The 20,710-nt window shown below is 54.2% G+C and carries 18 protein-coding genes and 1 pseudogene; 7 read left to right on the top strand and 12 right to left on the bottom strand.

Annotation, left to right across the window (positions count from 1 at the left end; translation table 11 throughout):
* Window positions 1–512: 512 nt before the first annotated feature.
* From qseE to glnB, 4 genes are read left to right on the top strand one after another with little or no spacing between them, the layout of a single operon-like run.
* A complete protein-coding gene (gene qseE, locus B9P82_RS07195; RefSeq protein ID WP_049282310.1) occupies window positions 513–1,943 on the top strand; it encodes a two component system sensor histidine kinase QseE/GlrK in 1,431 nt (476 codons plus the stop codon).
* Window positions 1,944–1,965: 22 nt separating this feature from the next.
* Window positions 1,966–2,709, top strand: a complete 744-nt coding sequence (gene qseG / locus B9P82_RS07190) for a two-component system QseEF-associated lipoprotein QseG (RefSeq protein WP_049041523.1) — start codon at window positions 1,966–1,968, stop codon at window positions 2,707–2,709.
* The gene (gene glrR / locus B9P82_RS07185; RefSeq protein ID WP_304412487.1) at window positions 2,709–4,043 is read left to right on the top strand and encodes a two-component system response regulator GlrR; all 1,335 of its coding nucleotides are present in this window, start codon (window positions 2,709–2,711) and stop codon (window positions 4,041–4,043) included. Before qseG ends, glrR begins: the two co-directional genes overlap by 1 nt.
* Window positions 4,044–4,103: 60 nt before the next feature.
* Window positions 4,104–4,442, top strand: a complete 339-nt coding sequence (glnB, locus tag B9P82_RS07180) for a nitrogen regulatory protein P-II (protein ID WP_002914032.1) — start codon at window positions 4,104–4,106, stop codon at window positions 4,440–4,442.
* On the opposite strand, the pseudogene B9P82_RS29380 reads toward glnB, so the two are convergent.
* Both B9P82_RS29380 and hmpA read right to left on the bottom strand, forming a co-directional pair.
* A pseudogene (locus tag B9P82_RS29380) lies at window positions 4,439–4,534 on the bottom strand (hypothetical protein); the annotation flags it as partial. The gene glnB and the pseudogene B9P82_RS29380 sit on opposite strands and share 4 nt — an antisense overlap.
* A 3-nt stretch (window positions 4,535–4,537) precedes the next feature.
* Window positions 4,538–5,728 (bottom strand): NO-inducible flavohemoprotein, encoded by a 1,191-nt coding sequence (gene hmpA, locus B9P82_RS07175; RefSeq protein ID WP_101700137.1) that lies wholly within the window; start codon window positions 5,726–5,728, stop codon window positions 4,538–4,540.
* 326 nt (window positions 5,729–6,054) lie between these two features.
* On the opposite strand from hmpA, the gene glyA reads away from it, so the two are divergent.
* Complete coding sequence (gene glyA / locus B9P82_RS07165) at window positions 6,055–7,308, top strand: serine hydroxymethyltransferase (RefSeq protein WP_003835277.1); 1,254 nt, start codon at window positions 6,055–6,057, stop codon at window positions 7,306–7,308.
* Between the two features lie 78 nt (window positions 7,309–7,386).
* Here the strand turns inward: glyA and hcaD are convergent, their stop codons facing one another.
* Genes hcaD through hcaE form a run of 5 tightly spaced genes read right to left on the bottom strand, consistent with a single transcriptional unit; the run spans window position 7,387 to window position 11,604 of the window.
* The gene (gene hcaD, locus B9P82_RS07160; RefSeq protein ID WP_101700136.1) at window positions 7,387–8,589 is read right to left on the bottom strand and encodes a phenylpropionate dioxygenase ferredoxin reductase subunit; all 1,203 of its coding nucleotides are present in this window, start codon (window positions 8,587–8,589) and stop codon (window positions 7,387–7,389) included.
* 9 nt (window positions 8,590–8,598) lie between these two features.
* A complete protein-coding gene (hcaB, locus tag B9P82_RS07155; protein ID WP_019077395.1) occupies window positions 8,599–9,411 on the bottom strand; it encodes a 3-phenylpropionate-dihydrodiol/cinnamic acid-dihydrodiol dehydrogenase in 813 nt (270 codons plus the stop codon).
* Window positions 9,408–9,728, bottom strand: a complete 321-nt coding sequence (gene hcaC / locus B9P82_RS07150; protein WP_016154025.1) for a 3-phenylpropionate/cinnamic acid dioxygenase ferredoxin subunit — start codon at window positions 9,726–9,728, stop codon at window positions 9,408–9,410. Before hcaC ends, hcaB begins: the two co-directional genes overlap by 4 nt.
* Entirely contained in the window at window positions 9,728–10,246 is a 519-nt protein-coding gene (gene hcaF / locus B9P82_RS07145) for a 3-phenylpropionate/cinnamic acid dioxygenase subunit beta (protein WP_016154024.1), read from the bottom strand. Before hcaF ends, hcaC begins: the two co-directional genes overlap by 1 nt.
* Window positions 10,243–11,604: a 3-phenylpropionate/cinnamic acid dioxygenase subunit alpha gene (gene hcaE / locus B9P82_RS07140; RefSeq protein ID WP_047358252.1), complete on the bottom strand. Its 1,362-nt coding sequence runs from the start codon at window positions 11,602–11,604 to the stop codon at window positions 10,243–10,245. The genes hcaF and hcaE overlap by 4 nt, the downstream gene beginning before the upstream one ends.
* Before the next feature lie 135 nt (window positions 11,605–11,739).
* Between hcaE and hcaR the strand changes: the two genes are divergently transcribed.
* Entirely contained in the window at window positions 11,740–12,621 is an 882-nt protein-coding gene (gene hcaR, locus B9P82_RS07135; RefSeq protein ID WP_019077393.1) for a DNA-binding transcriptional regulator HcaR, read from the top strand.
* A 4-nt stretch (window positions 12,622–12,625) separates the two neighbouring features.
* Here the strand turns inward: hcaR and B9P82_RS07130 are convergent, their stop codons facing one another.
* The 4 genes from B9P82_RS07130 to B9P82_RS07115 all read right to left on the bottom strand — a co-directional run bounded on the left by B9P82_RS07130 (window position 12,626) and on the right by B9P82_RS07115 (window position 17,594).
* Window positions 12,626–13,708, bottom strand: coding sequence for a fimbrial protein (locus B9P82_RS07130; RefSeq protein ID WP_101700135.1), 1,083 nt, complete (start codon window positions 13,706–13,708; stop codon window positions 12,626–12,628).
* Window positions 13,699–16,194, bottom strand: a complete 2,496-nt coding sequence (locus B9P82_RS07125) for a fimbria/pilus outer membrane usher protein (protein WP_101700134.1) — start codon at window positions 16,192–16,194, stop codon at window positions 13,699–13,701. Before B9P82_RS07125 ends, B9P82_RS07130 begins: the two co-directional genes overlap by 10 nt.
* A gap of 52 nt (window positions 16,195–16,246) precedes the next feature.
* Window positions 16,247–16,939, bottom strand: a complete 693-nt coding sequence (locus B9P82_RS07120) for a fimbrial biogenesis chaperone (protein ID WP_049041542.1) — start codon at window positions 16,937–16,939, stop codon at window positions 16,247–16,249.
* Window positions 16,940–17,015: 76 nt separating this feature from the next.
* On the bottom strand, window positions 17,016–17,594 hold the full coding sequence (locus tag B9P82_RS07115; RefSeq protein WP_049270012.1) for a fimbrial protein: 579 nt from the start codon (window positions 17,592–17,594) through the stop codon (window positions 17,016–17,018).
* Between the two features lie 488 nt (window positions 17,595–18,082).
* Here B9P82_RS07115 and B9P82_RS07110 point away from each other — a divergent pair, with 488 nt between their 5' ends.
* Entirely contained in the window at window positions 18,083–19,231 is a 1,149-nt protein-coding gene (locus tag B9P82_RS07110; protein WP_101700133.1) for a 3-phenylpropionate MFS transporter, read from the top strand.
* On the opposite strand, the gene csiE is transcribed toward B9P82_RS07110, so the two are convergent.
* On the bottom strand, window positions 19,226–20,503 hold the full coding sequence (gene csiE, locus B9P82_RS07105; RefSeq protein WP_101700132.1) for a stationary phase inducible protein CsiE: 1,278 nt from the start codon (window positions 20,501–20,503) through the stop codon (window positions 19,226–19,228). The genes B9P82_RS07110 and csiE overlap by 6 nt on opposite strands.
* Between the last annotated feature and the right edge of the window lie 207 nt (window positions 20,504–20,710).

The following is a 20,710-nucleotide window of genomic DNA, read 5'->3' as shown; positions in this document are numbered from 1 at the left end:
TGTCATTTTGTATGCCGCTATCCGACAATGCGTTTAAGTGTCGGGAAATCCCGACATAGGTGGGGTGACGTTGTCGTCAAAAAGAGACACTTAATCATATGATTTGCAATGACTTTATTTTTAAGTGCTGCAAGTGTTGCTGATTGGAGACGGTAAGGGTGAAAAATAGCCAAAATCATTTTTCATATGAATAAGAACATTTTCTATATTTATCATTGTGTTAATAAAGTGTTTTGAATATTGGCACAGATGCTGCATAATATAACCCAGTGGCTCATTCACCTTCTTATGTCAGCCCCTTCGGGACGTGCTACATAAACTTCGAATGACGCACAACAAGGTGCCTGCCGTCCAACATCTGATATTAGCATCGCTCATATCAACCTTCGGGCGAAACGTCGAGTTAGGCACCGCCTTATTCCACAACAAAGCCGGGTTAATCCCGGCTTTGTTGTATCTGACGTTCCCCTCAGTTAGCATCAACCTAATTCCTGTCCATTGAGAGTAACGCCTTGAAGCGCTGGTCTGTTTTCCCCCGATCTTTACGTCAATTGGTTACGTTGGCATTTTTGCTTATCCTGCTGCCGTTGTTAGTTTTGGCCTGGCAGGCGTGGCAAAGTCTGAATGCCCTGAGCGCGCAGGCGGCGCTGACGAACCAAACCACGCTGATTGACGCCAGACGCAGCGAAGCGATGACCAATGCCGCGCTGGAGATGGAGCGTAGCTACCGGCAATACTGTGTGCTTGATGACCCGACGCTGGCTAAGGTTTACCAGAGCCAACGTAAACGCTACAGCGACATGCTGGATGCGCATGCGGGCGTGTTGCCGGATACCAAGCTTTATCAGGCACTGCGTCAGGACCTCAACGATCTCGCGCAGTTACAGTGCACCAACAGTGGTCCTGATAGCGTGGCGGCGGCGCGGCTGGACGCTTTCGCCAGTGCCAATACTGAAATGGTACAAGCGACGCGCACGGTCGTCTTTTCTCGCGGGCAGCAGCTACAGCAGGAAATAGCCGAACGTGGGCAGTTCTTTGGCTGGCAGGCGCTGGTGCTGTTTCTTGTCAGCCTGGCGATGGTGTTGCTGTTTACCCGCATGATAATCGGTCCGGTGAAGGGCATAGAAAAAATGATCAATCGTCTGGGGGAAGGGCGCTCGCTGGGCGATAGCGTATTATTTACGGGACCCCGGGAGCTGCGGTCCGTGGGCCAGCGCATTATCTGGCTGAGCGAACGTCTCTCCTGGCTGGAGTCACAACGACATCAGTTTTTACGCCACCTGTCTCATGAGCTGAAAACGCCTCTGGCGAGCATGCGCGAAGGTACCGAGCTGTTAGCCGATCAGGTCGTTGGGCCGTTAACGCCAGAGCAAAAAGAGGTGGTCGGTATTCTCGATGACAGTAGCCGCAACCTGCAAAAACTGATTGAGCAACTGCTCGATTACAACCGCAAGCTGGCGGATGACGAGGTTGAGCTTGAACGAGTGGAAATCGCGCCGCTGGTGGAAAGTGTCGTTTCTGCACATAGCCTGCCCGCTCGCGCCAAAATGATACATACTGATGTTGCGCTTGCGGTGAACGCCTGCCTGGCAGAACCGATGCTATTGATGAGCGTGCTGGACAATCTTTATTCCAATGCGGTGCACTATGGCGCTGAATCCGGTAACATTTGGATCCGCAGCAGTTTGCATGGCTCAATGGTATACATTGATGTAATGAATACCGGCACACCGATTCCAGAAGCAGAACAGACCATGATCTTCGAGCCTTTTTTCCAGGGTAGCCATCAGCGAAAAGGGGCGGTAAAAGGAAGCGGGTTGGGGCTGAGCATTGCCAGAGATTGCATCCGCCGTATGCGGGGCAAACTGTATCTGGTTGATGAGCATGCGCAAAACGTTTGTTTTCGCATAGAACTGCCGCTATCTGCAGCGAAAAATCACTAAAATAAACCTAAGTCTGGTGAGTATGCCATACGTTGTTGTCCGAATGCTTAAACGACATTTTTTCCGTCGCGTCATCCTCGCAAGCCTGCCGTGTCTGGCGCTGGTAGGCTGCGTCCCGAACGCGGTGAATCATATTATCGGCGACCCCTCGCAGGAGAAAATTCCGCCTCATCAACTGGCGGACTACCTTGCTACCGACTGTAGCGATATCTGGTCGCTGTCTGGTCAGCCCACAGAGACCAATCCGCTGTACTGGCTGCGGGCGATGGATTGCGCCAATCGCCTGATGCCGGTACAGGCGCGTAGTGAAGCCAGCACGATGATGCCTGATACCTGGCAGGGGGCTTTCAGGCGCGGGATCCTGCTTGATAACGCCAACATTACGCCGCCTGAAAGGCGGGAGACGGTTACGCGCCTCGACGCATTAAGCCCGCAAATTCCGCCACAGGTACGCCCGCTGTATCAGGTCTGGCGCAGCAGTCAGACGTTGCAGTTGCAACTGGCCGAAGAGCGTATGCGCTACAGCAAGCTTCAGCAGGCGTCAGACAGCGATCTTGATACGCTACGTCAGCAGCAGCAACATTTGCAGTCTCAGCTCGATCTCACGACCCGCAAGCTGGAGAATCTGACCGATATTGAACGCCAGCTTTCCACGCGCAAACCTGCCGGTAGTTACAACCCTGATGCGCCGCACGGGAACGATAAACTCACCCCACCTGATAACGAGGAAGGCGCAGCGCCGTCTGCCGATGAGGTCACGCCATGATAAGCCGTAAGCCCGCGCATCTGCTGCTGGTGGATGACGATCCCGGCCTGTTGAAATTACTTGGAATGCGCCTGACCAGCGAAGGCTACAGCGTCGTAACCGCAGAAAGCGGGCAGGAAGGGCTACGAGTGCTGAACCGTGAAAAAGTGGATCTGGTTATTAGCGATCTGCGCATGGATGAAATGGACGGCATGCAGCTGTTTACTGAAATCCAGAAAGTGCAGCCGGGAATGCCGGTTATTATCCTCACCGCTCACGGTTCCATCCCCGACGCCGTTGCGGCGACCCAGCAAGGGGTGTTCAGCTTTCTCACTAAGCCAGTCGATAAAGACGCGTTATACCATGCGATCGACGGGGCGTTGGAACAGTCTGCGCCTGCCGCTGATGACAGCTGGCGTGAGTCCATCGTCACCCGCAGCCCACTGATGCTGCGTCTGCTGGAACAGGCGCGCATGGTGGCACAATCGGACGTAAGCGTATTGATCAACGGCCAAAGCGGAACCGGGAAAGAAGTTTTTGCCCAGGCCATTCATAACGCCAGCCCGCGCAGCCACAAGCCTTTTATTGCCATTAACTGTGGCGCATTGCCGGAACAACTGCTGGAGTCTGAGCTGTTTGGTCATGCGCGCGGCGCCTTTACCGGCGCGGTGAGCAATCGTGAAGGGCTATTTCAGGCCGCGGAAGGCGGGACCCTGTTTCTCGATGAGATTGGCGATATGCCCGCGCCGTTGCAGGTTAAATTGCTACGTGTATTGCAGGAGCGAAAAGTCAGGCCGCTGGGCAGTAACCGCGATATCGATATTGATGTGCGGATCGTTTCTGCGACCCACCGTGATTTACCCAAAGCGATGGCTCGGGGGGAATTTCGCGAAGATTTGTACTATCGCCTCAACGTGGTGAGCCTGAAGATCCCGGCGCTGGCCGAGCGTACGGAAGATATTCCGCTGCTGGCAAACCATCTGCTGCGCCAGTCAGCTGAACGACACAAACCGTTCGTGCGCGCCTTTTCGACCGATGCCATGAAACGGTTAATGACCGCCAGTTGGCCTGGTAACGTGCGTCAGTTGGTTAACGTGATTGAGCAGTGCGTGGCGTTGACCTCTTCGCCGGTGATCAGCGACGCGCTGGTGGAGCAGGCGCTGGAAGGGGAGAACACCGCGCTGCCGACCTTTGTTGAAGCGCGTAACCAGTTTGAACTCAACTACCTGCGTAAGCTGTTGCAAATTACCAAGGGCAATGTGACCCATGCGGCGCGAATGGCGGGGCGCAACCGCACCGAATTCTACAAGTTGCTCTCTCGCCATGAGCTGGATGCAAACGATTTCAAAGAATAAATCTGCGGATTATGTTAGTTTTATTCGATCAAAAGACAGGCGACCTTTTCAAGGAATAGCATGAAAAAGATTGATGCGATTATTAAACCCTTCAAGCTGGACGACGTCCGCGAAGCGCTGGCTGAAGTCGGCATTACCGGTATGACTGTAACAGAAGTGAAAGGGTTTGGCCGTCAGAAAGGCCATACTGAGCTGTACCGTGGTGCGGAATATATGGTGGATTTTCTGCCGAAGGTAAAAATTGAAATTGTGGTCACCGACGACATCGTCGATACCTGCGTCGACACCATTATTCGTACTGCCCAGACAGGTAAAATCGGTGACGGTAAGATTTTTGTCTTCGACGTGGCACGCGTGATTCGTATTCGCACCGGTGAAGAAGACGACGCGGCAATCTAAGCCGCGCCGTGCTTGCCGGATGGCGGTGTAAACACCTTATCAGGCCTACAATATCCCGTAGGCCTGATAAGCGCAGCGCCATCCGGCATGAGTAATTACAAGACTTTATGCGGGCCGAAGCATTCGTAATGAATGTTCTCGTTTTTCACGCCCAGGCCGCTCAGCTGCTTCGCGGCAAACTGCATAAAGCCAACCGGACCGCACAGATAAAACTGCATCGCCGGATCGCTGATTGCGCCTTCCAGTTTGTTCAAATCCATCAGACCAACGCTATCAAACGCACCTTTCGCGCGATCGGCTTCGGTTGGCTCACGATACCAGGTGTGTGCGCTAAAGCGTGGCAGCGTTTTGCCCAGTTCATTCACTTCATCGGCAAAGGCATGTACATCGCCATTTTCTGCCGCGTGGAACCAGTTAACCTGCGCCGTATGATTCGCTTTTGCCAGCGTATCCAGCATCGCCAGCATCGGGGTTTGACCCACGCCTGCTGAAATCAGAGACACTGGGGTATCGGTCGCAACGTCCATAAAGAAATCGCCCGCAGGTGCAGCTAAGTGAACGACGTCGCCCACATTCGCATGGTTGTGCAGCCAGGTGGAAACCTGACCACCGTCTTCACGCTTCACGGCAATACGGTAGCCTTTGCCATCGGGTTTACGGGTCAGTGAGTACTGACGAATTTCCTGATGCGGGAAACCTTCCGGCTTCAGCCAGACGCCCAGGTATTGCCCCGGATGATATTCAGCCACTGCGCCACCGTCGACAGGTTCAAATTCAAAGCTGGTGATAAGTGCACTGCGTGGGGTTTTTGCCACGATGCGGAAAGGACGGGTACCTTCCCAGCCGCCATTTTTATTGGCATTTTCACTGTAGATCTGCGCTTCACGGTTGATGAAAACGTTCGCCAGCACGCCGTATGCTTTGCCCCAAGCATCCAGAACTTCCTGGCCTGGGCTGAACATTTCGTCCAGCGTTGCCAGCAAATGGCCACCTACGATGTTGTACTGCTCCGGTTTAATCTGGAAGCTGGTATGCTTCTGCGCGATTTTCTCGACGGCAGGCAACAGCGCCGCCAGGTTCTCGATATTGCTGGCATACGCGGCAATAGCGTTAAACAGCGCTTCCCGCTGATCGCCATTACGCTGGTTACTCATGTTGAAGATTTCTTTCAGCTCTGGGTTATGCGTAAACATGCGATCGTAGAAATGGGCGGTCAGCTTCGGGCCTGTTTCAACCAGCAGGGGAATGGTGGCTTTCACTGTAGCGATGGTTTGTGCGTCAAGCATACGGTCTTCCTTTATCTGAAATTTTAATGATGTATGTCAAATGCATCTTATAAAAAATACCCCTGCATTGTAAATGGTTCTTTGTCACTTTGCGTTGTAAAGGTTACATCGTGAAAAATCTGCATCACAAACCTGAAAAGAAATCCGTTGAAATTCAGCAGACCTTTGTTCTCCAAAGTCTTGCGTGCCGTGAAGGTAATCGTTTGCGTAAAATCCTTTGTCAAGACCTGTTATCGAAGAATGATTCGGTTATACTGTTCGCCGTCGTCCAACGGGACTGCCTTTTTAGGCCGAAATTCTATTGTTAGCTGAGTCAGGAGATGCGGATGTTAAAGCGTGAAATGAACATTGCCGATTATGATGCCGAACTGTGGCAGGCTATGGAGCAGGAAAAAGTACGTCAGGAAGAGCACATCGAACTGATCGCCTCCGAAAACTACACCAGCCCGCGTGTTATGCAGGCGCAGGGTTCTCAGCTGACCAACAAATACGCTGAAGGTTATCCGGGCAAGCGCTACTACGGCGGTTGCGAGTACGTTGATATCGTTGAGCAATTGGCTATCGATCGTGCAAAAGAGCTGTTTGGCGCTGACTACGCTAACGTACAGCCGCACTCCGGCTCCCAGGCTAACTTCGCTGTTTACACCGCTCTGCTGCAACCGGGTGATACCGTTCTGGGTATGAACCTGGCGCAAGGCGGCCACCTGACTCACGGTTCCCCGGTTAACTTCTCTGGCAAGCTGTACAACATCATTCCTTACGGTATTGATGAGTCCGGTAAAATTGACTACGAAGATATGGCTAAGCAGGCCAAAGAGCACAAGCCGAAGATGATCATCGGCGGCTTCTCGGCTTACTCCGGCGTTGTTGATTGGGCAAAAATGCGTGAAATCGCCGACAGCATTGGCGCATACCTGTTCGTTGACATGGCGCACGTTGCGGGCCTTATCGCCGCAGGCGTTTACCCGAACCCGGTTCCACACGCACACGTAGTGACCACCACCACCCACAAAACCCTGGCGGGTCCGCGCGGCGGCCTGATCCTGGCTAAAGGCGGTGACGAAGAGCTGTACAAAAAGCTGAACTCCGCGGTGTTCCCAAGCGCGCAGGGCGGCCCGCTGATGCACGTGATCGCGGCGAAAGCCGTGGCGCTGAAAGAAGCGATGGAGCCTGAGTTTAAGGTTTACCAGCAGCAGGTTGCCAAAAACGCCAAAGCGATGGTGGAAGTGTTCCTGAACCGTGGCTACAAAGTGGTTTCTGGCGGTACTGAAAACCACCTGTTCCTGCTGGATCTGGTTGATAAAAACCTGACCGGTAAAGAAGCTGACGCCGCACTGGGCCGCGCTAACATCACTGTTAACAAAAACAGCGTGCCGAACGATCCGAAGAGCCCGTTTGTGACTTCCGGTATCCGTATCGGTTCTCCGGCTGTAACTCGCCGTGGCTTTAAAGAAGCGGAAGTGAAAGAGCTGGCTGGCTGGATGTGTGACGTTCTGGACAACATCAATGACGAAGCCGTTATCGAGCGCGTCAAAGGTAAAGTTCTGGATATCTGCGCACGCTTCCCGGTTTACGCGTAATTCTGCTTAACGCAAAACGAAAGGCCGCTGATGCGGCCTTTTTTAATGCCTGATAGCGCTGCGCTTATCAGGCTGCTATCACAACGACTTCAGCGCTACGCCTTCATCGCACAGCGCTTCCTCGCTTACTACTCGTCCTGAATGAATTAACTTACGCAGTGCGCGCACTTCGCGTCCGTTGTTGAGCGCTACTGCGCCAATTAGCTTCCCATCACGCAGGTGGAACCAGATAGCCTTGCCGTCATCCGGATTGCCACGACATAGCCATGTTTGCCCTTGCATATCGCCAACAAATTGCAGATTGTCATTAAATTGGTCGGTCCAGAACCAGCCTGGCGTCTTCTCCGGCAACGGCAGGTTGAGCATTGCGGCAGCGGCAATCTGTGCCTGGTTATTGGCATTTTCCCAGCTTTCTACTCGTTCTAACGAACCGTCAGGCTGGCGCGTTATCGCCACATCACCGGCGGCGAAAATCGCGGGATCGGAGGTGATGCAGGCGGAGTCAACGATAATACCGTTAGCCGTCTCCAGCCCCGCTTCGCGAGCCTGCGCATCATTCGCCACGATGCCGATGCCATAAACCAGCGCATCGGCCTGTAGCGTCTCGCCGTTTTGCAGGGTAAGCGAGAGAAACTCTCCCGCTTCAGCGTGCTCAATGGCGCTGTTGAGCAGCACCCGCACCCCTGCCTGTCGGTGGCGGTTTAGCAGATAGTCGCGCACCGGAGCAGGGGCGTTGCGACCCATTACCGTTGAGGCCAGCTCCACTAACGTCACCCTACAGCCGCGTTGGATCGCGCTGGCCGCTAATTCCAGGCCAATGGTGCCCGCACCGACAATCACAATCGACTTGCCCGGCAGCAAGGCACCGCGCAGACGCTCGGCATCTGTGGCGTGACGCAGGGTAAAGCAACGTTCGCCCAGTTTATCCAGTAGCGACAGCGGTCTGGCGGCGGCCCCGGTCGCCAACAGCAACTGCGACCAGCGGTAGGACTGACCATCGGCGAGCATCAGCGTGCGCGAAGTGCGGTCAATCTGACGCAGCGTGACGCCAAGATGCAGCTGTACGTTGTTCTCCAGCCACCAGTCAGCGTTCAGGATCGGCTGTCGCTGTGGATTTTCGTCCAGCAGCATTGCTTTGGAGAGCGGAGGGCGTTCATAGGGCAGATACGGCTCATCGGAAAACAGATGCAATTCGCCGTTAAATCCTTGCTGACGCAGTGCGACGGCGGCCATTGCCGCAGCCTGACCACCGCCGACGATAGCGATAACTTTATGGCTCATAACGCCTCCTCAGAGATCCAGTCCGGCGGCAACGTGACGAATACCGCGAATGCCCAAACCGGCATCGGCATTGATCATCACGCCACTCAATGTGCGATTGTTGCGCTTTGACGCCAGCATCACATACGGGCCGGTAAAATCCGCTGGCTCAGGAAAAAACTGCAACGGCAAAATGGCGGCGATTTTTTCCGGCGTCAGCGACTGCATAATCGACGTATCGCCCTGGCCCAGCGCCTGTGGGCCGCGCAGATCGGTTGCCATACCGCACGGACCGACGCCGTTGACGCGCACCTTTGGCGCCAGCTCGTAGGCTAACTGGCGAATCAACCCGGTGGCGGCATGTTTAGAGGCGGTATACAACGGACCGCCGCCGCCGGGATACCACGCCGCGTTGGAAAGGGTAAAGATGATGTTGCCTTCGCTGGCGATAAGTGCAGGGGCGCAGGCTTTTGCACCCAGCAAATAGCCCAGCACGTTGACGTTAAACAGCTCATGAAAGCCGCTCTCCAGCGCGTCCGCTGGCGTATTGACCAGCGAGGCGTTGTGATCCCATATCCCGGCGTTGCCGATCAAACAATCCAGGGTGCCGTAGCGCGCCAGAATTTGATCCACCGCGCGCTGATAGTCGGCGTAGCAGGTGACGTTGCCTTCTACTGCCAGCACATGTTCGCCAAAACGTTGGCGCAGGCTGGCGACTTTGGCTGGCGAAAGTTCCAGCGTGGCGACCCGCGCGCCTTCCTCAATGAAACGCTCGACCAGCGCCAGGCCAAGACCGGAGCCGCCGCCGGTGATAAAGACCACGTTATCGCGTAAATCGCTCATCTCGCGTCCTCTGGAATATCAACGAACACATCACTACCTTCCACGTACACCGCGTAGGTGGTCAGCGGATCGGTGGCAGGTAAACACAACGCCTTACCGGTTTTCAGGCAGAAACTGGCGGCATGCAGCGGGCATTCCACCGTCGCGTCGTCTTCCAGATAACCTTCCGACATCGAGGCATTACCGTGGCTACAGCGATCGTTAATGGCATAAAACTCGCCGCCAACGTTGAACAGCGCGATGACGGGCGAGGTGTCGAGCCGGAGCGCTTCACCCTCCGGCAAATCCCCTACGGGGCAGGCATAAATACGACTCATCAGAACAATACACTCAGGTTATGGGAGGTGATCACCGCTTGATCCAGCACGATCTCACGCTCCAGTAAGCGCCACTCATCGCCCGGTAAACGGCGCACTTTGTCCATGCGCATGCCGACGTAAAAGGTTTCATCGCGCTCTTTTTGCGCGCGATACAGCAGATAGTTAAGGCGCACGGCGAATACATCCGGCACTTCGGTTTCACTGACCTGGCAGTTGCTGATCAGGTGTCGGGTACGCGACGGCGGCTCCTCTGCCCAGGCCATTCCGGTTTCCAGTCGCGCAATACGGCGTTCAAGCTGATCTTTATTGTCGTTAAAAATCCAGGTGGTTGGCGGCTGCACGCCTTTGCGACGATCGCGCGTCTGGGCATTGACCGTTGTGCGCATGGTATAGCGAATGTCGTCATCCAGCTGTGCCAGCCAGTCGCGAAACTGCCAGTCATCCAGCAGGCTGGCTTCATGGTAGAGAAACTGCGTAATGCGGTGATGCAGTTCCAGGGAAACTAAAGCACTCATTTCATCACCTCCTGCTGGTAAGCGGCGGTTTTTTCCTGCACTTCCTGCCAGCTTTCGCTGCTGAGTAAATCAGCCCAGCGCTGATACATGCCGCGGGCGGCGGTTTCTGAGAAGATGTAGTTGGTGATCCCCGGAATGCCGTCTTCACGACGTTTCTCCTGACCTAACCCCATTTCCAGGCACAGTTTGCTATTACGCGCCCGATGGCCCTTCAGAAGTTTTTGAATTTCACACCAGTTTTCCGAGTCGTCCTGTTCAAGGAATCCGGCGGGGCCAAAAGCGCGCGTAGCGCTGTTTTCAAATGCGGCTTTCACTTCATCAGAGGCGGCTTTATCGGTAATACAGAACGCCCACACTTCAACCTGATCAGGACCGCGCGGATGCCAGACGCGCAACGTAGCGGTACCATTGAGCCAGGAAAGCGTTGGAAAAATGTTGTTGTGACCGGCCAGACGCAGGGCACGAACCTTACCCAGACGCTGTTCAGCTTCCGCGTAGGTGTCGCGGTAGTAGCTGGAGACTTCGCCGTCGACCCACACGTTGGCATCCGGCTTTTCGGTAAAGAAGAAGCCGCTGCCGTGCCCGTCCTGGCCGAACTGTAGTGCATCTTTGGCGGTTTCCCACACCGGGCGAGCGGTTTGTCCGTCACCGAGGCGTTTATCGCTACCGTCGTCTTTTGCCCCCAACACCTGCACAGCGGAGGCATGACTGAACAATGCGTGATACTGATCGCTGGCAAACTGTTCGGCGGGGAATTTCCAGTTACAGTCGATGGTCCACTTCTGTACGCCGCCGACGATTTCTGTGCCGCCTTCGCGGCGGTCAAGCACGCCGTCGAGATACCACGCGATGTCACCGAGATAATCGCGCAGCGTGGGCGCGGTGGTGTCCCAGTTGCCGAAAATCAGCCCTTTATAGCTCTCTACGCCAGGAACTTCGTTCAGTCCCCAGTGCGATTTGCATAGCCCTTGCGGGTAAGCGCGAGGCTCCAGCGGGACGTCGATCAGCTCGCCATTGATACCGTACGACCAGCCGTGATACGGGCAGGTAAAGGCGCGAGTGTTCCCACAGTCGGCGTAGCTGACGCGCATCGCCCGGTGGCGGCACTGGTTGAGAAACGCTTTGATGCTGCCGTCTTTCTGGCGAACCACCACGACCGCATCCTCGCCCATGTAGGTGTTAAAAAAATCACCGGCTTTGGGGATTTGGCTTTCGTGGGCGAGAAATAGCCAGCAGCGCCCGAAGATGCGCTCCAGCTCCAGTTGGTAAATTTCTGGGTCAGTATAAATCCGTGGGGTTACACGACCGTTTTGCGTGTCGATCAGTTGGTAGATATCTAAATTTGAGGGTGTGGTCATATTTTTTAATCCTGAAAGATAAGATGTATTGACCTTCTATTTTTGTGCCATAAGGATGTTGCTGGTTAGTTATCAATCTGTGAAATAGTAAATTTCTACCAGTTGAGACATTTTTTCGATAACAAGGAGAAGGGCATGGAACTGAGGCACTTACGCTATTTTGTGGCGGTGGCGCAGGCGCTGAATTTCACCCGGGCGGCAGAAAAGCTGCATACCTCTCAGCCGTCGTTAAGCAGCCAGATCCGCGATCTGGAAACCTGCGTGGGCGTTCCGTTACTGGTGCGGGACAAGCGAAAAGTTGCGCTGACGGCGGCCGGGGAGTGCTTTTTACAGGATGCGCTGGCGATCCTTGAGCAGGCGGAAAATGCCAAAGTTCGCGCCCGTAAAACGGGGCAGGAAGATAATCATTTCGCTATTGGTTTTGTCCCTTCCGCTGAGGTGAATTTGCTACCGAAGGTGCTGCCCTTATTTCGTTTAAAACAACCGGATACACACATTGAGCTGGTAAGCCTGATAACCACCGAACAGGAAGAAAGGATCCTCAACGGAGAACTGGACGTGGGCTTAATGCGTCACCCGGTGTACAGCCCGGAGCTGGATTATCTGGAGCTGATTCATGAGCCGCTGGTCGTGGTGTTACCGGTGAATCATCCGTTAGCCAATGAGCAAGCTATCTCCGCAGAACAGCTGCATGGCGTAAATTTTGTCAGTACCGATCCCGCTTATTCCGGGGCGCTAGCGATGATTGTCAAAAACTGGTTTCAGCAGCAGGAAAGCCAGCCCAATATTGTGCAGGTAGCGACCAATATACTGGTGACCATGAATCTGGTCGGCATGGGGCTGGGGGTGACTTTGATACCCGGTTATATGAATAATTTTAATACCGGGCAGGTGGTTTTTCGGCCAATCGTCGGTGAAGCGCCAACGCTGGCATTGTTGATGGCATGGAAGAAGGGCGAGCTAAAGCCCGCCCTGCAGCAATTCATCGAACTGGCACAACGCCAGAGGATAGAGTAAAGCGCTATTTCACGAGAACGGTAATCGTGGCTGTACCGCTAAATTTACCTGGGGCTGGCGTTCCACCGAGGAGATTGATCGGCCATGCCTCCAGGCTGATGACCCCCCAGCCGGAAGGATGGATACCGATTAACCCATTTGTGAACGGGATATTGATGTGGGTGTCGTCGATACGAGCCATTCTCACGCCGATGTCCGGGGTATTATCGGCCTCCCGGCGGCGGGCGACTAACGTGTACTGATCAAGCAGATCATCGCCATCAATCCTCATTTCCATCTTATTGTTGATGCTTGATGTATCGCCACAGTCGTAGACAATATCAAAATTGACTGGTGTATAGCCGTCCGGCATCTCATTACGGGTAGTGAAACGGCTGGTGTTGATATAACCGAGATCGACCTGAATGACGTCGCCCTGGTTGATTTTACAGTCCTGAGGCACGGTAATGCTCCCCTGGATGCGCAGTTCGGCGATATCTCCCAGGCTGTTCATTGACGGAGGGGAGGTCGTCGTGCTCCATCCGGCCCGTACGGAGGCGATTAGGGTATCTGGAATCACCAGTTCACCTAAGAAGGGTTTGGTGACGTACAGCGTAAAACGGGTACGTGCGCCTATCGTCACCGGCGCGGCGCGATTCTCCGCCGGATCGTCGGTACACACGCTGCCTTTGGGGTTGTTTATTTCATACGAGCCATTTTCTCTCAATGGGTCACGGTTTGTCGGTAAGACGGCTGTGGCGCCGGGAATATCGTCAACTTCGGTTTTAATATCCAGATTATCATTCAGATGGTAAAAGCCGCTGAGTTGACCGATTCCGGGTAGCGCGCTGGTGACCGTATAGAACAGCGCCACTCTGCTACCCGCGCCACAGTCACAATCAATTTGATAGGCACCGCCCGAGAGCGGTGTCGGCAGCTCCAGCGAGGTTCCGGCGACGTTCTGGGCTTGTGTCCAGTCGCTGGAGACATCGGCGTTAAAGCGACCTGCTGCGGCGCAGGACCCGTTCGCCGCGTAGAGCGGGGCGATAGATAGCACCAGCAACGCGGCGGCAATCCCATTTTTCATCCACGAATTCTTTATTGACATAGTGCGTTCCCATTATGTATTGCGGCGCTGCGAGCGGCATCTTCCTGCAGGCTGAAGGTAAACTGGCACTGTTGATCAGGCTGATTGCCCCAGCGCACGGACCACCTCTGCGGCTGATTGTTCACGCCGGTGATATACAGCACGCCGCCTTCATCGACGATGCTTTGCTGCGTCTGGCTGCTGGCTACTGCGCCGAAGGGCAGCGCATTCCCTCGCGCATCGGTGAGTTTCAACAGCACGCGGTAGCCTGTCTGGGCAATAAAGTGCGCCGTTACGGCGGCACCGCGATTAGGCACCACGGTACGCACGGTTTCGGTCACATCGACATTATCCGGCATCATAGTGGTATCGAGAGAGATGGCGTTTTCCTGATACGCGGTCAGATAGGGGATAATGGCATAGCCAAAATAGTCGGTGGCGATGCCCGGATAGTTTTTCACCCGGATACCTGCCGCGCCGTTGGCGTCAATCAGCGCAAAGGCATTACCCAGCGGCTGCGACAGCGTCACGCCGTGGGGATGGGCGACAATACCGCCGGAGAGGCCGTAGCTCATCTGCTGGCTATCGCTGCTGTAGTCGTAGCCCGCATTCATGGTGCCATAGGCAGAGCGATAGCTGCCGTACAGGCTGCTGCTATCACCGCCGCCGCCTTCGCTTTGCCGCTGTTTGAGGCTATAGCTCAGTCGACGGTCTTCCAGCAGCGAGCCGTTGATACCCACTTCGTGCTGTGTGGCGCGATCGCGTTGATCGGTGGTGCGCCAGGTTGCCCGCGCATGCGACAGCCAGCGATCCAGTGGTACGCTCAGGCTGAGCGACAGCGTCCGATCGTTGTCGCTGTCCTGCGAATCGGTGAACTGGCCGCTGAGGTTATAGCTCACGCCCCATAGATTGCCGTTCAGGCCGATGGACAGGTTTTTATCCTGCCCCCCGCGATCCCAGTACTTCTGCTGCGAGCCGGAGGCGTAGAAGCTGATACCAGAAAACAGCGACTGGCTGACGGTGAACTGAGCTTCATCGCGCAGGCGGTCGTCGGCGCTGATGTCCTTCTGGTTGGCGTCGGAGAAGTTGAAATAACCGCTGCTGGTGTAGCGATAGTAGCTTACTGACACGCTGGTGCCGCTTTCCGGTAGATCTTTGATGTACTGGGTACGCCAGCTGTAGCCGTGATAGTTTTCATCGTTATCAAGCTGGGTATTCGCACGGCTGACATCCATCGATACCGCCCCAAGTTCGCCGAGCGTAGAGCCGAGACCCAGCGCCAGCGCCCGATAGTCCTGCGAGGCATTCAGGCCACCGTACAGGGTCAACACGTTGTTCAGGCCATAGCTGGCGGTGCTTTCAAGGAACTCCGGCTCGTTGCTGTCCTGCGAGCTGGCGGCGCGAAAGCGCCCGGCGGTGGCGCTGTATTTGAGATATCCCGGCCTCTGCATCTGCGGTAGCGCGGAGAACGGCTGGACGAAGTGCCGCACGCTACCGTCGGCCTCTTCGATAGTGACGTCTAAATCGCCGCTGAAGGAAGAGGGGTAGAGGTCGTTGATTTCAAAAGCGCCGGCCGGGACATTGCTTTGATACAGGGTGTAGCCGTTTTGCCGTACCGTGACGATAGCGCTGGAGTTGGCGATACCGCGAATGGTCGGCGCAAAGCCGCGCTGGCTGTTGGGCAGCATGGTTTCATCGGAGTACAGCCGCACGCCGGTAAACTGATAGCTGGTGAATACCGTGCCTTCCGTTGCACTCTCGCCCATTACCAACTGCGATTTCAGACTTTTGATATCCCGCTGCAACCAGCTATTAATGCTCTCCCAGCGTGTGTCGTTATCGTTGTGCGTCCAGGTGGAATAATTGCGCAGCCGCCAGGGGCCGATATTGGCGCCGTTTTGCATATTCAGATACTGGCGCTGGGTGTTATCGCTGTCGTATTGGTTCTGCGAGCCGCTAAAGGCGTAGTTGGTAAACAGCACCGGCATACCGTCGTCCCAGCGGGAGGGGTCAATATAGCCGCGGGCGTCGCGGTACAATGCAATCTGCGGCACGCTGAGATTCAGCCGGCTATAGTTGAAGTCGAACTGAGAGACGCTGCCGGGGATGGCCTGCGTCAGATCGGCAATTATCGTACGGTTGTCCTGCTCCGCAAGCTGCGGATAGTTGTCGATCTTAAAGCCTAACTCACGTAGCTGCCCAAGGGTGAACTGAGGAATCAGCTGGTGGTCTTTACCGGCGATGAACGGCAGCGTACGTTGTACCGTTTTCTTTTTATTAATATAAATATCAACAATATATTCACCAGGGAGCTGGGCGTTATTCTGAGAAAATACGTTGAGATCCACTGCCCGCTGGCCACTTTTCTCCGTTTCCAGCAGCGCCGGGTCAAAATAGAGATCGCTGGCCCAGGCCTGGCATGCGCTCAGGCATCCGCTGACAATCGCGCAATGTATCCAGAAAGAGAGCCGTTTCGTGGTTAATAAATGCGGTGTTAATTGCACCATTTCGCTTGTCATTCCTTGAGAGCTATTATCGTATGGTCAACATGGGGTACGGCTATTGCAGCGTTCGGGTTTCCGTTTTGGTGGCCCCGCCGTAGTCGTTAATGGCTGCCCACTGCACCGTTTTCCCTGCAGAAGCGGGAACCTCGATCTGTTTATGCTCGCCGGGAGCGATATAGTCGATTTTACTGGTGAGATCGGTTTTCCCGAGCGCAATACCGGCAAAGACGACGTGATAAGCCGATGGGTTATAGATGTCTAACTTATTATTGCTATATTTATATTGGAGAGATTTATAGGCATCGTAAGGTTTACCCGTTAAATTGGCTGGCCGATAGAACAGTTTGATACGCGTTTTAAATACCAGGGTCAGCATATTATTATCGCTGTCGGCAGACTGGCTTTTTGCCGGGATCGCGCGGACGTTAATAAAGAAAAGTGATTCTTTGTTATTAATGATGTTTTCAGATGATTTAATTATTCGTAGTGATGAATCGCTGCCCGAATCCAGACGAAATAGCGGTGGCGTAATAATAAAAGGACCACGCGCCGTTCCTTGCGCATTATCGACCCACGACTGTAATAAATAGGGCAGGTTTTCGCTGCGGTTAGCTACCGGCAGGGCGGCCTCTTTTTTCCCGGCATCGTAGATGACGCGAGTTCTCTCTAGCACAATTCCACCCGCGAGGCACTGGCTGACCCAGCCGCCAAGCAGCATCGATAATACGAGAATAGTGTGTTTTTTCATCACAGTCATCCTTAACCAGACGTCAGAAAACGTCTCTTTCCGTCCTTGCTGGAAGAAAAGAGACGACGTACGGGAATTAGCGGTAGTCTATGGTGACATCCACGTTGGCGTTGGCTTCCCCAGGGGTGATCAGTGATGAATCAACGGTGGAGACGTAATAGGCTTGCAGCCCTACGGTAGTGGTGCCATTGGCGTCCGGGGTAAAACTAACTTTCGGCGTGGTGAGCTTATTCAGTGACATTTGCTTGCCGTCGCTGGCTCTGTCGATACGGATACCCACGCCTGTTGCGGCGGTATCCAGGCCGCTAACGGCGACCAGAGCGTCGTGATCGGGCGCAGTCACGGTGCTGCCTGTGCGCGTTTCCAGCCACAGCTGGAACGAGTTGTCCGTTGTACCATCAACGTGTTTCCACGTGGTGGTTGGGCAATTTTTTAACGGAATATCAACCGGAATCGCCGGGGAGCGGTCGCCAATTTCTTTAAACTGCGCGGCGGCGTAGTGACCCAGTTCCACCTTGATGACGTCGCCATTAGAAAACTCACAGGTGCTGGTTAGAATTTCACCCGTAAATTCAATGGTGCCATCTGTCGCCCATGCGCTTCCCGCAGAAAGTGCTATCAGGCTAACTGCTATAGATTTTGTAATTTTGTTCATTAAATTCCCTCTTATCCGATAAACCTATTGACAATTAAATTTATGGAAACATACAGGTTAAAATTAATTGCGGGGCGATGGTATTCGATATTCGTGCATAAGCAAGTTAAGGCGTGATGTTTTCAGATTATATTTATTAAAAATAAGAAAATTAACTGTCATTGTATTAAATAATATTAAATTAGTGAGGGGTGAAATATTATAATAACGAATGTTTTTGCTAAGTATTATACTCGTGATGATATTAAGCCCTTGATATTTAGTTGCGTGTTTTTTAGCTAATTTTTCCCTTCCTTGCATTCCTGTTTACTCATCCCATTACATCTTCTGCTGTAAAATTGTACAGGTGTAAATGATTGTGGATTCGGATAGCCAACAGTGTTGGTTAAAAGTGATGTTTGTCACAATTATCTGGTAAATGTGAACAGTAGTACTCTTCAGAATGCGGCTTGTGTCATTAGACTAGGGCTTCTAAAACGGGAGGACCCATGGCTTTGCATTCCACGCGCTGGCTGGCGCTCGGTTATTTCACCTACTTCTTTAGCTACGGTATTTTTCTGCCTTTCTGGAGCGTCTGGCTCGAAGGGCTGGGGCTGACGCCGGAAACCATCGGTTTACTGCTGGGCGCGGGGCTGATTGCCCGTTTTCTCGGCAGTTTGCTGATTGCGCCGCGCGTAAGCGATCCCTCTCGTCTGATCTCCGCTTTACGTATTCTGGCGCTGTTGACGCTGGTGTTTGCGCTGGCCTTCTGGGCGGGCACCAACGTGGCGTGGCTGATGGTGGTGATGGTCGGCTTTAACCTGTTTTTCTCGCCGCTGGTGCCATTGACCGACGCGCTGGCCAACACCTGGCAAAAACAGATAACCATGGACTACGGTCGGGTAAGACTGTGGGGATCCGTTGCCTTTGTGATTGGCTCCGCGCTGACTGGCAAGCTGGTGAGCCTGTTTGACTATCGGGTGATCCTGGTCCTGCTGTCGCTTGGCGTCGCGTCGATGCTATTGGGGATGATGATCCGCCCGAGCGTGCAGCCAGCGGGGGAAAACCGTCAGCAGGAGAGCGCGGGATGGCCCGCCTGGCGTGCGTTGATAACCCAAAGCTGGCGTTTTCTTGCCTGCGTGAGTCTGTTGCAAGGTGCGCATGCCGCTTATTACGGGTTCAGCGCCATCTACTGGCAGTCTGCCGGATATTCCGCTTCGGCGGTGGGCTATTTGTGGTCATTAGGCGTGGTGGCGGAAGTAATTATTTTTGCGCTCAGTCACAAGCTGTTCCGCCGCTTTAGCGCGCGCGATTTGCTGCTGCTTTCCGCCGTTTGCGGCGTGGCGCGTTGGGGGTTGATGGGCTGGAGCACTGAGCTACCGTGGCTGATTGTGGTGCAAATCCTCCATTGCGGAACCTTTACCGTCTGCCACCTGGCGGCAATGCGCTATATCGCGACGCGCCAGGGCAGCGAAGTGATACGTTTGCAGGCGGTGTATTCTGCGGTGGCGATGGGCGGCAGCATCGCCATCATGACCGTATTCGCAGGCTACCTGTACCAGAATCTGGGCAACGGCGTATTCTGGGTGATGGCGCTGGTGGCGCTACCGGCAATCTTTCTGCGCCCGAAGGTGGTGGCGCAGCCTGCAATGTTATGATTCGAGGATTTTGCGGATCTGCTGCTGCTGATGCGGCGTAAGTGCCAGATCCGCATGAATCAACGGCGGAGAAAACAGCGGCAGCGGCGTGGTATACGGCGTAATAATCAGCGTGACTCCGCGCGGTGTACCCTGTTTTTGAAAGTCCTGCATCGGCATATGTTTTACGTTGAGCGGCAGCAGCGTCAGTTCGCGCAGCTGTTGCTCAATATGCGTTTCAAGTTGTTCATTGTTGCCGGTCAGCAGGATAATCTGCTTCTCGTGCAAATCCTTCTCCTGCATCAGCCAGGCACCGAAAATAACGGCGACCAGCCCGATCTCTTCTTCTGAAAACTGCACATCGTACTCCGCTTCGAAGCCATGTATCGCCTCGCGGGTAGTACGAACCAGACGGGGATAAAGTCGGCTGAACTCCTCCGGCAGCGTGTTATCTATGCCAATGGCAAACACGCTGCGGTTAAGCGCCTGGGCAAGGTGAATATACAGCTGATCGTTCAGTCCTTGCTCATCGCTGAAGCGTACATTGCCATACTCGCGAAAACGCAGCACCAGCCGTGCAATAGCAAGACGCAGGCGACGATCCTGCTGGTGGTTATCGCGCACAGGGTCGGGGATACGGAGCATTGAGAACAACAACGCCATAAACAGCGATTCGCCCGGCGGCGCACTCTGCATGACGTGGCGCTGCCAGTGGCGGCCAATTTCCTCCGCGAGCGGATACTCTGCGCAGGATTGCGCCCAGCGTTGCTGGAGCGGATTAAATTCCGGGGTGACTCCCGCGTGATGCTGTAGCAGACAATACTGTAAATACAGGCGCAGGAACTGGATGTCACGGTACTCAAACGGCTTCTGCAAGCGCCGGGAGCACAGATTAATGAGCGCATGCAGATTGGTGTCGTCATACAGCGTACGCGCGATACCTTGTTGTTTCAGCGCCATTTTTAATGCGGGTGTGAAATGCTGGGCGATGAAAGTCGGGCAGATCCGCAGACCGCGGCGCAGCCACTGCAACAGACACAGGCGCTGATTTAGCGGGGTCCCTTCGATCGTATAGCCGCCATTCAGCGCGGTGGTAATCGCGAGTCGGTGATAGCGCTGGATTTCGAGTCCTGCGCCAATAATATCTTCCTCAACAGTGGCATCATCAACGCCATTGAGGCGACTGAAGGTTTGAGCTGTAGCGATTTGCCCTGGCAGGAAAAGCGTCAGCAGCACCTGGCAACGGCGCTGGGGAGCGGAAAGTACAGATGGTGGAGCAAGCGTTGACATCATCTGTAGGATCTCCCGTAAGTATGTTTGATAAGAATAGCTAAAGTTTGCTCATAGATTTGGAGAATGGAATGCTTTCCACCAGGAATGCTGGAGAGCGTCACAGAATTTTTAACGTGCGGAACAGATAGCAGGAGTGGAACGCAGCGCGTTAACTGGCTTTTTCACTGTTTTATCTTCTATTGAGACATAAAAAAAACCCGCCTGAGG

The organism is Citrobacter sp. L55 (assembly GCF_002850715.1).
In the GTDB taxonomy this organism is placed as follows: Bacteria; Pseudomonadota; Gammaproteobacteria; order Enterobacterales; family Enterobacteriaceae; genus Citrobacter; species Citrobacter braakii.
This window is presented reverse-complemented; position numbering and strand designations above follow the sequence as displayed.

Excerpts from the sequence above, each read along its gene's own strand:
- hcaR (WP_019077393.1), top strand. The coding sequence starts at position 11,740 with ATGGAACTGAGGCACTTACGCTATTTTGTGGCGGTGGCGCAGGCGCTG.
- B9P82_RS07125 (WP_101700134.1), bottom strand. The coding sequence starts at position 16,194 with ATGGTGCAATTAACACCGCATTTATTAACCACGAAACGGCTCTCTTTC.
- B9P82_RS07120 (WP_049041542.1), bottom strand. The coding sequence starts at position 16,939 with ATGAAAAAACACACTATTCTCGTATTATCGATGCTGCTTGGCGGCTGG.
- hcaE (WP_047358252.1), bottom strand. The coding sequence starts at position 11,604 with ATGACCACACCCTCAAATTTAGATATCTACCAACTGATCGACACGCAA.
- qseG (WP_049041523.1), top strand. The coding sequence starts at position 1,966 with ATGCCATACGTTGTTGTCCGAATGCTTAAACGACATTTTTTCCGTCGC.
- B9P82_RS07110 (WP_101700133.1), top strand. The coding sequence starts at position 18,083 with ATGGCTTTGCATTCCACGCGCTGGCTGGCGCTCGGTTATTTCACCTAC.
- hcaF (WP_016154024.1), bottom strand. The coding sequence starts at position 10,246 with ATGAGTGCTTTAGTTTCCCTGGAACTGCATCACCGCATTACGCAGTTT.
- csiE (WP_101700132.1), bottom strand. The coding sequence starts at position 20,503 with ATGATGTCAACGCTTGCTCCACCATCTGTACTTTCCGCTCCCCAGCGC.
- glyA (WP_003835277.1), top strand. The coding sequence starts at position 6,055 with ATGTTAAAGCGTGAAATGAACATTGCCGATTATGATGCCGAACTGTGG.
- glnB (WP_002914032.1), top strand. The coding sequence starts at position 4,104 with ATGAAAAAGATTGATGCGATTATTAAACCCTTCAAGCTGGACGACGTC.
- hmpA (WP_101700137.1), bottom strand. The coding sequence starts at position 5,728 with ATGCTTGACGCACAAACCATCGCTACAGTGAAAGCCACCATTCCCCTG.
- B9P82_RS07115 (WP_049270012.1), bottom strand. The coding sequence starts at position 17,594 with ATGAACAAAATTACAAAATCTATAGCAGTTAGCCTGATAGCACTTTCT.
- hcaB (WP_019077395.1), bottom strand. The coding sequence starts at position 9,411 with ATGAGCGATTTACGCGATAACGTGGTCTTTATCACCGGCGGCGGCTCC.
- hcaD (WP_101700136.1), bottom strand. The coding sequence starts at position 8,589 with ATGAGCCATAAAGTTATCGCTATCGTCGGCGGTGGTCAGGCTGCGGCA.
- hcaC (WP_016154025.1), bottom strand. The coding sequence starts at position 9,728 with ATGAGTCGTATTTATGCCTGCCCCGTAGGGGATTTGCCGGAGGGTGAA.
- B9P82_RS07130 (WP_101700135.1), bottom strand. The coding sequence starts at position 13,708 with ATGTCAATAAAGAATTCGTGGATGAAAAATGGGATTGCCGCCGCGTTG.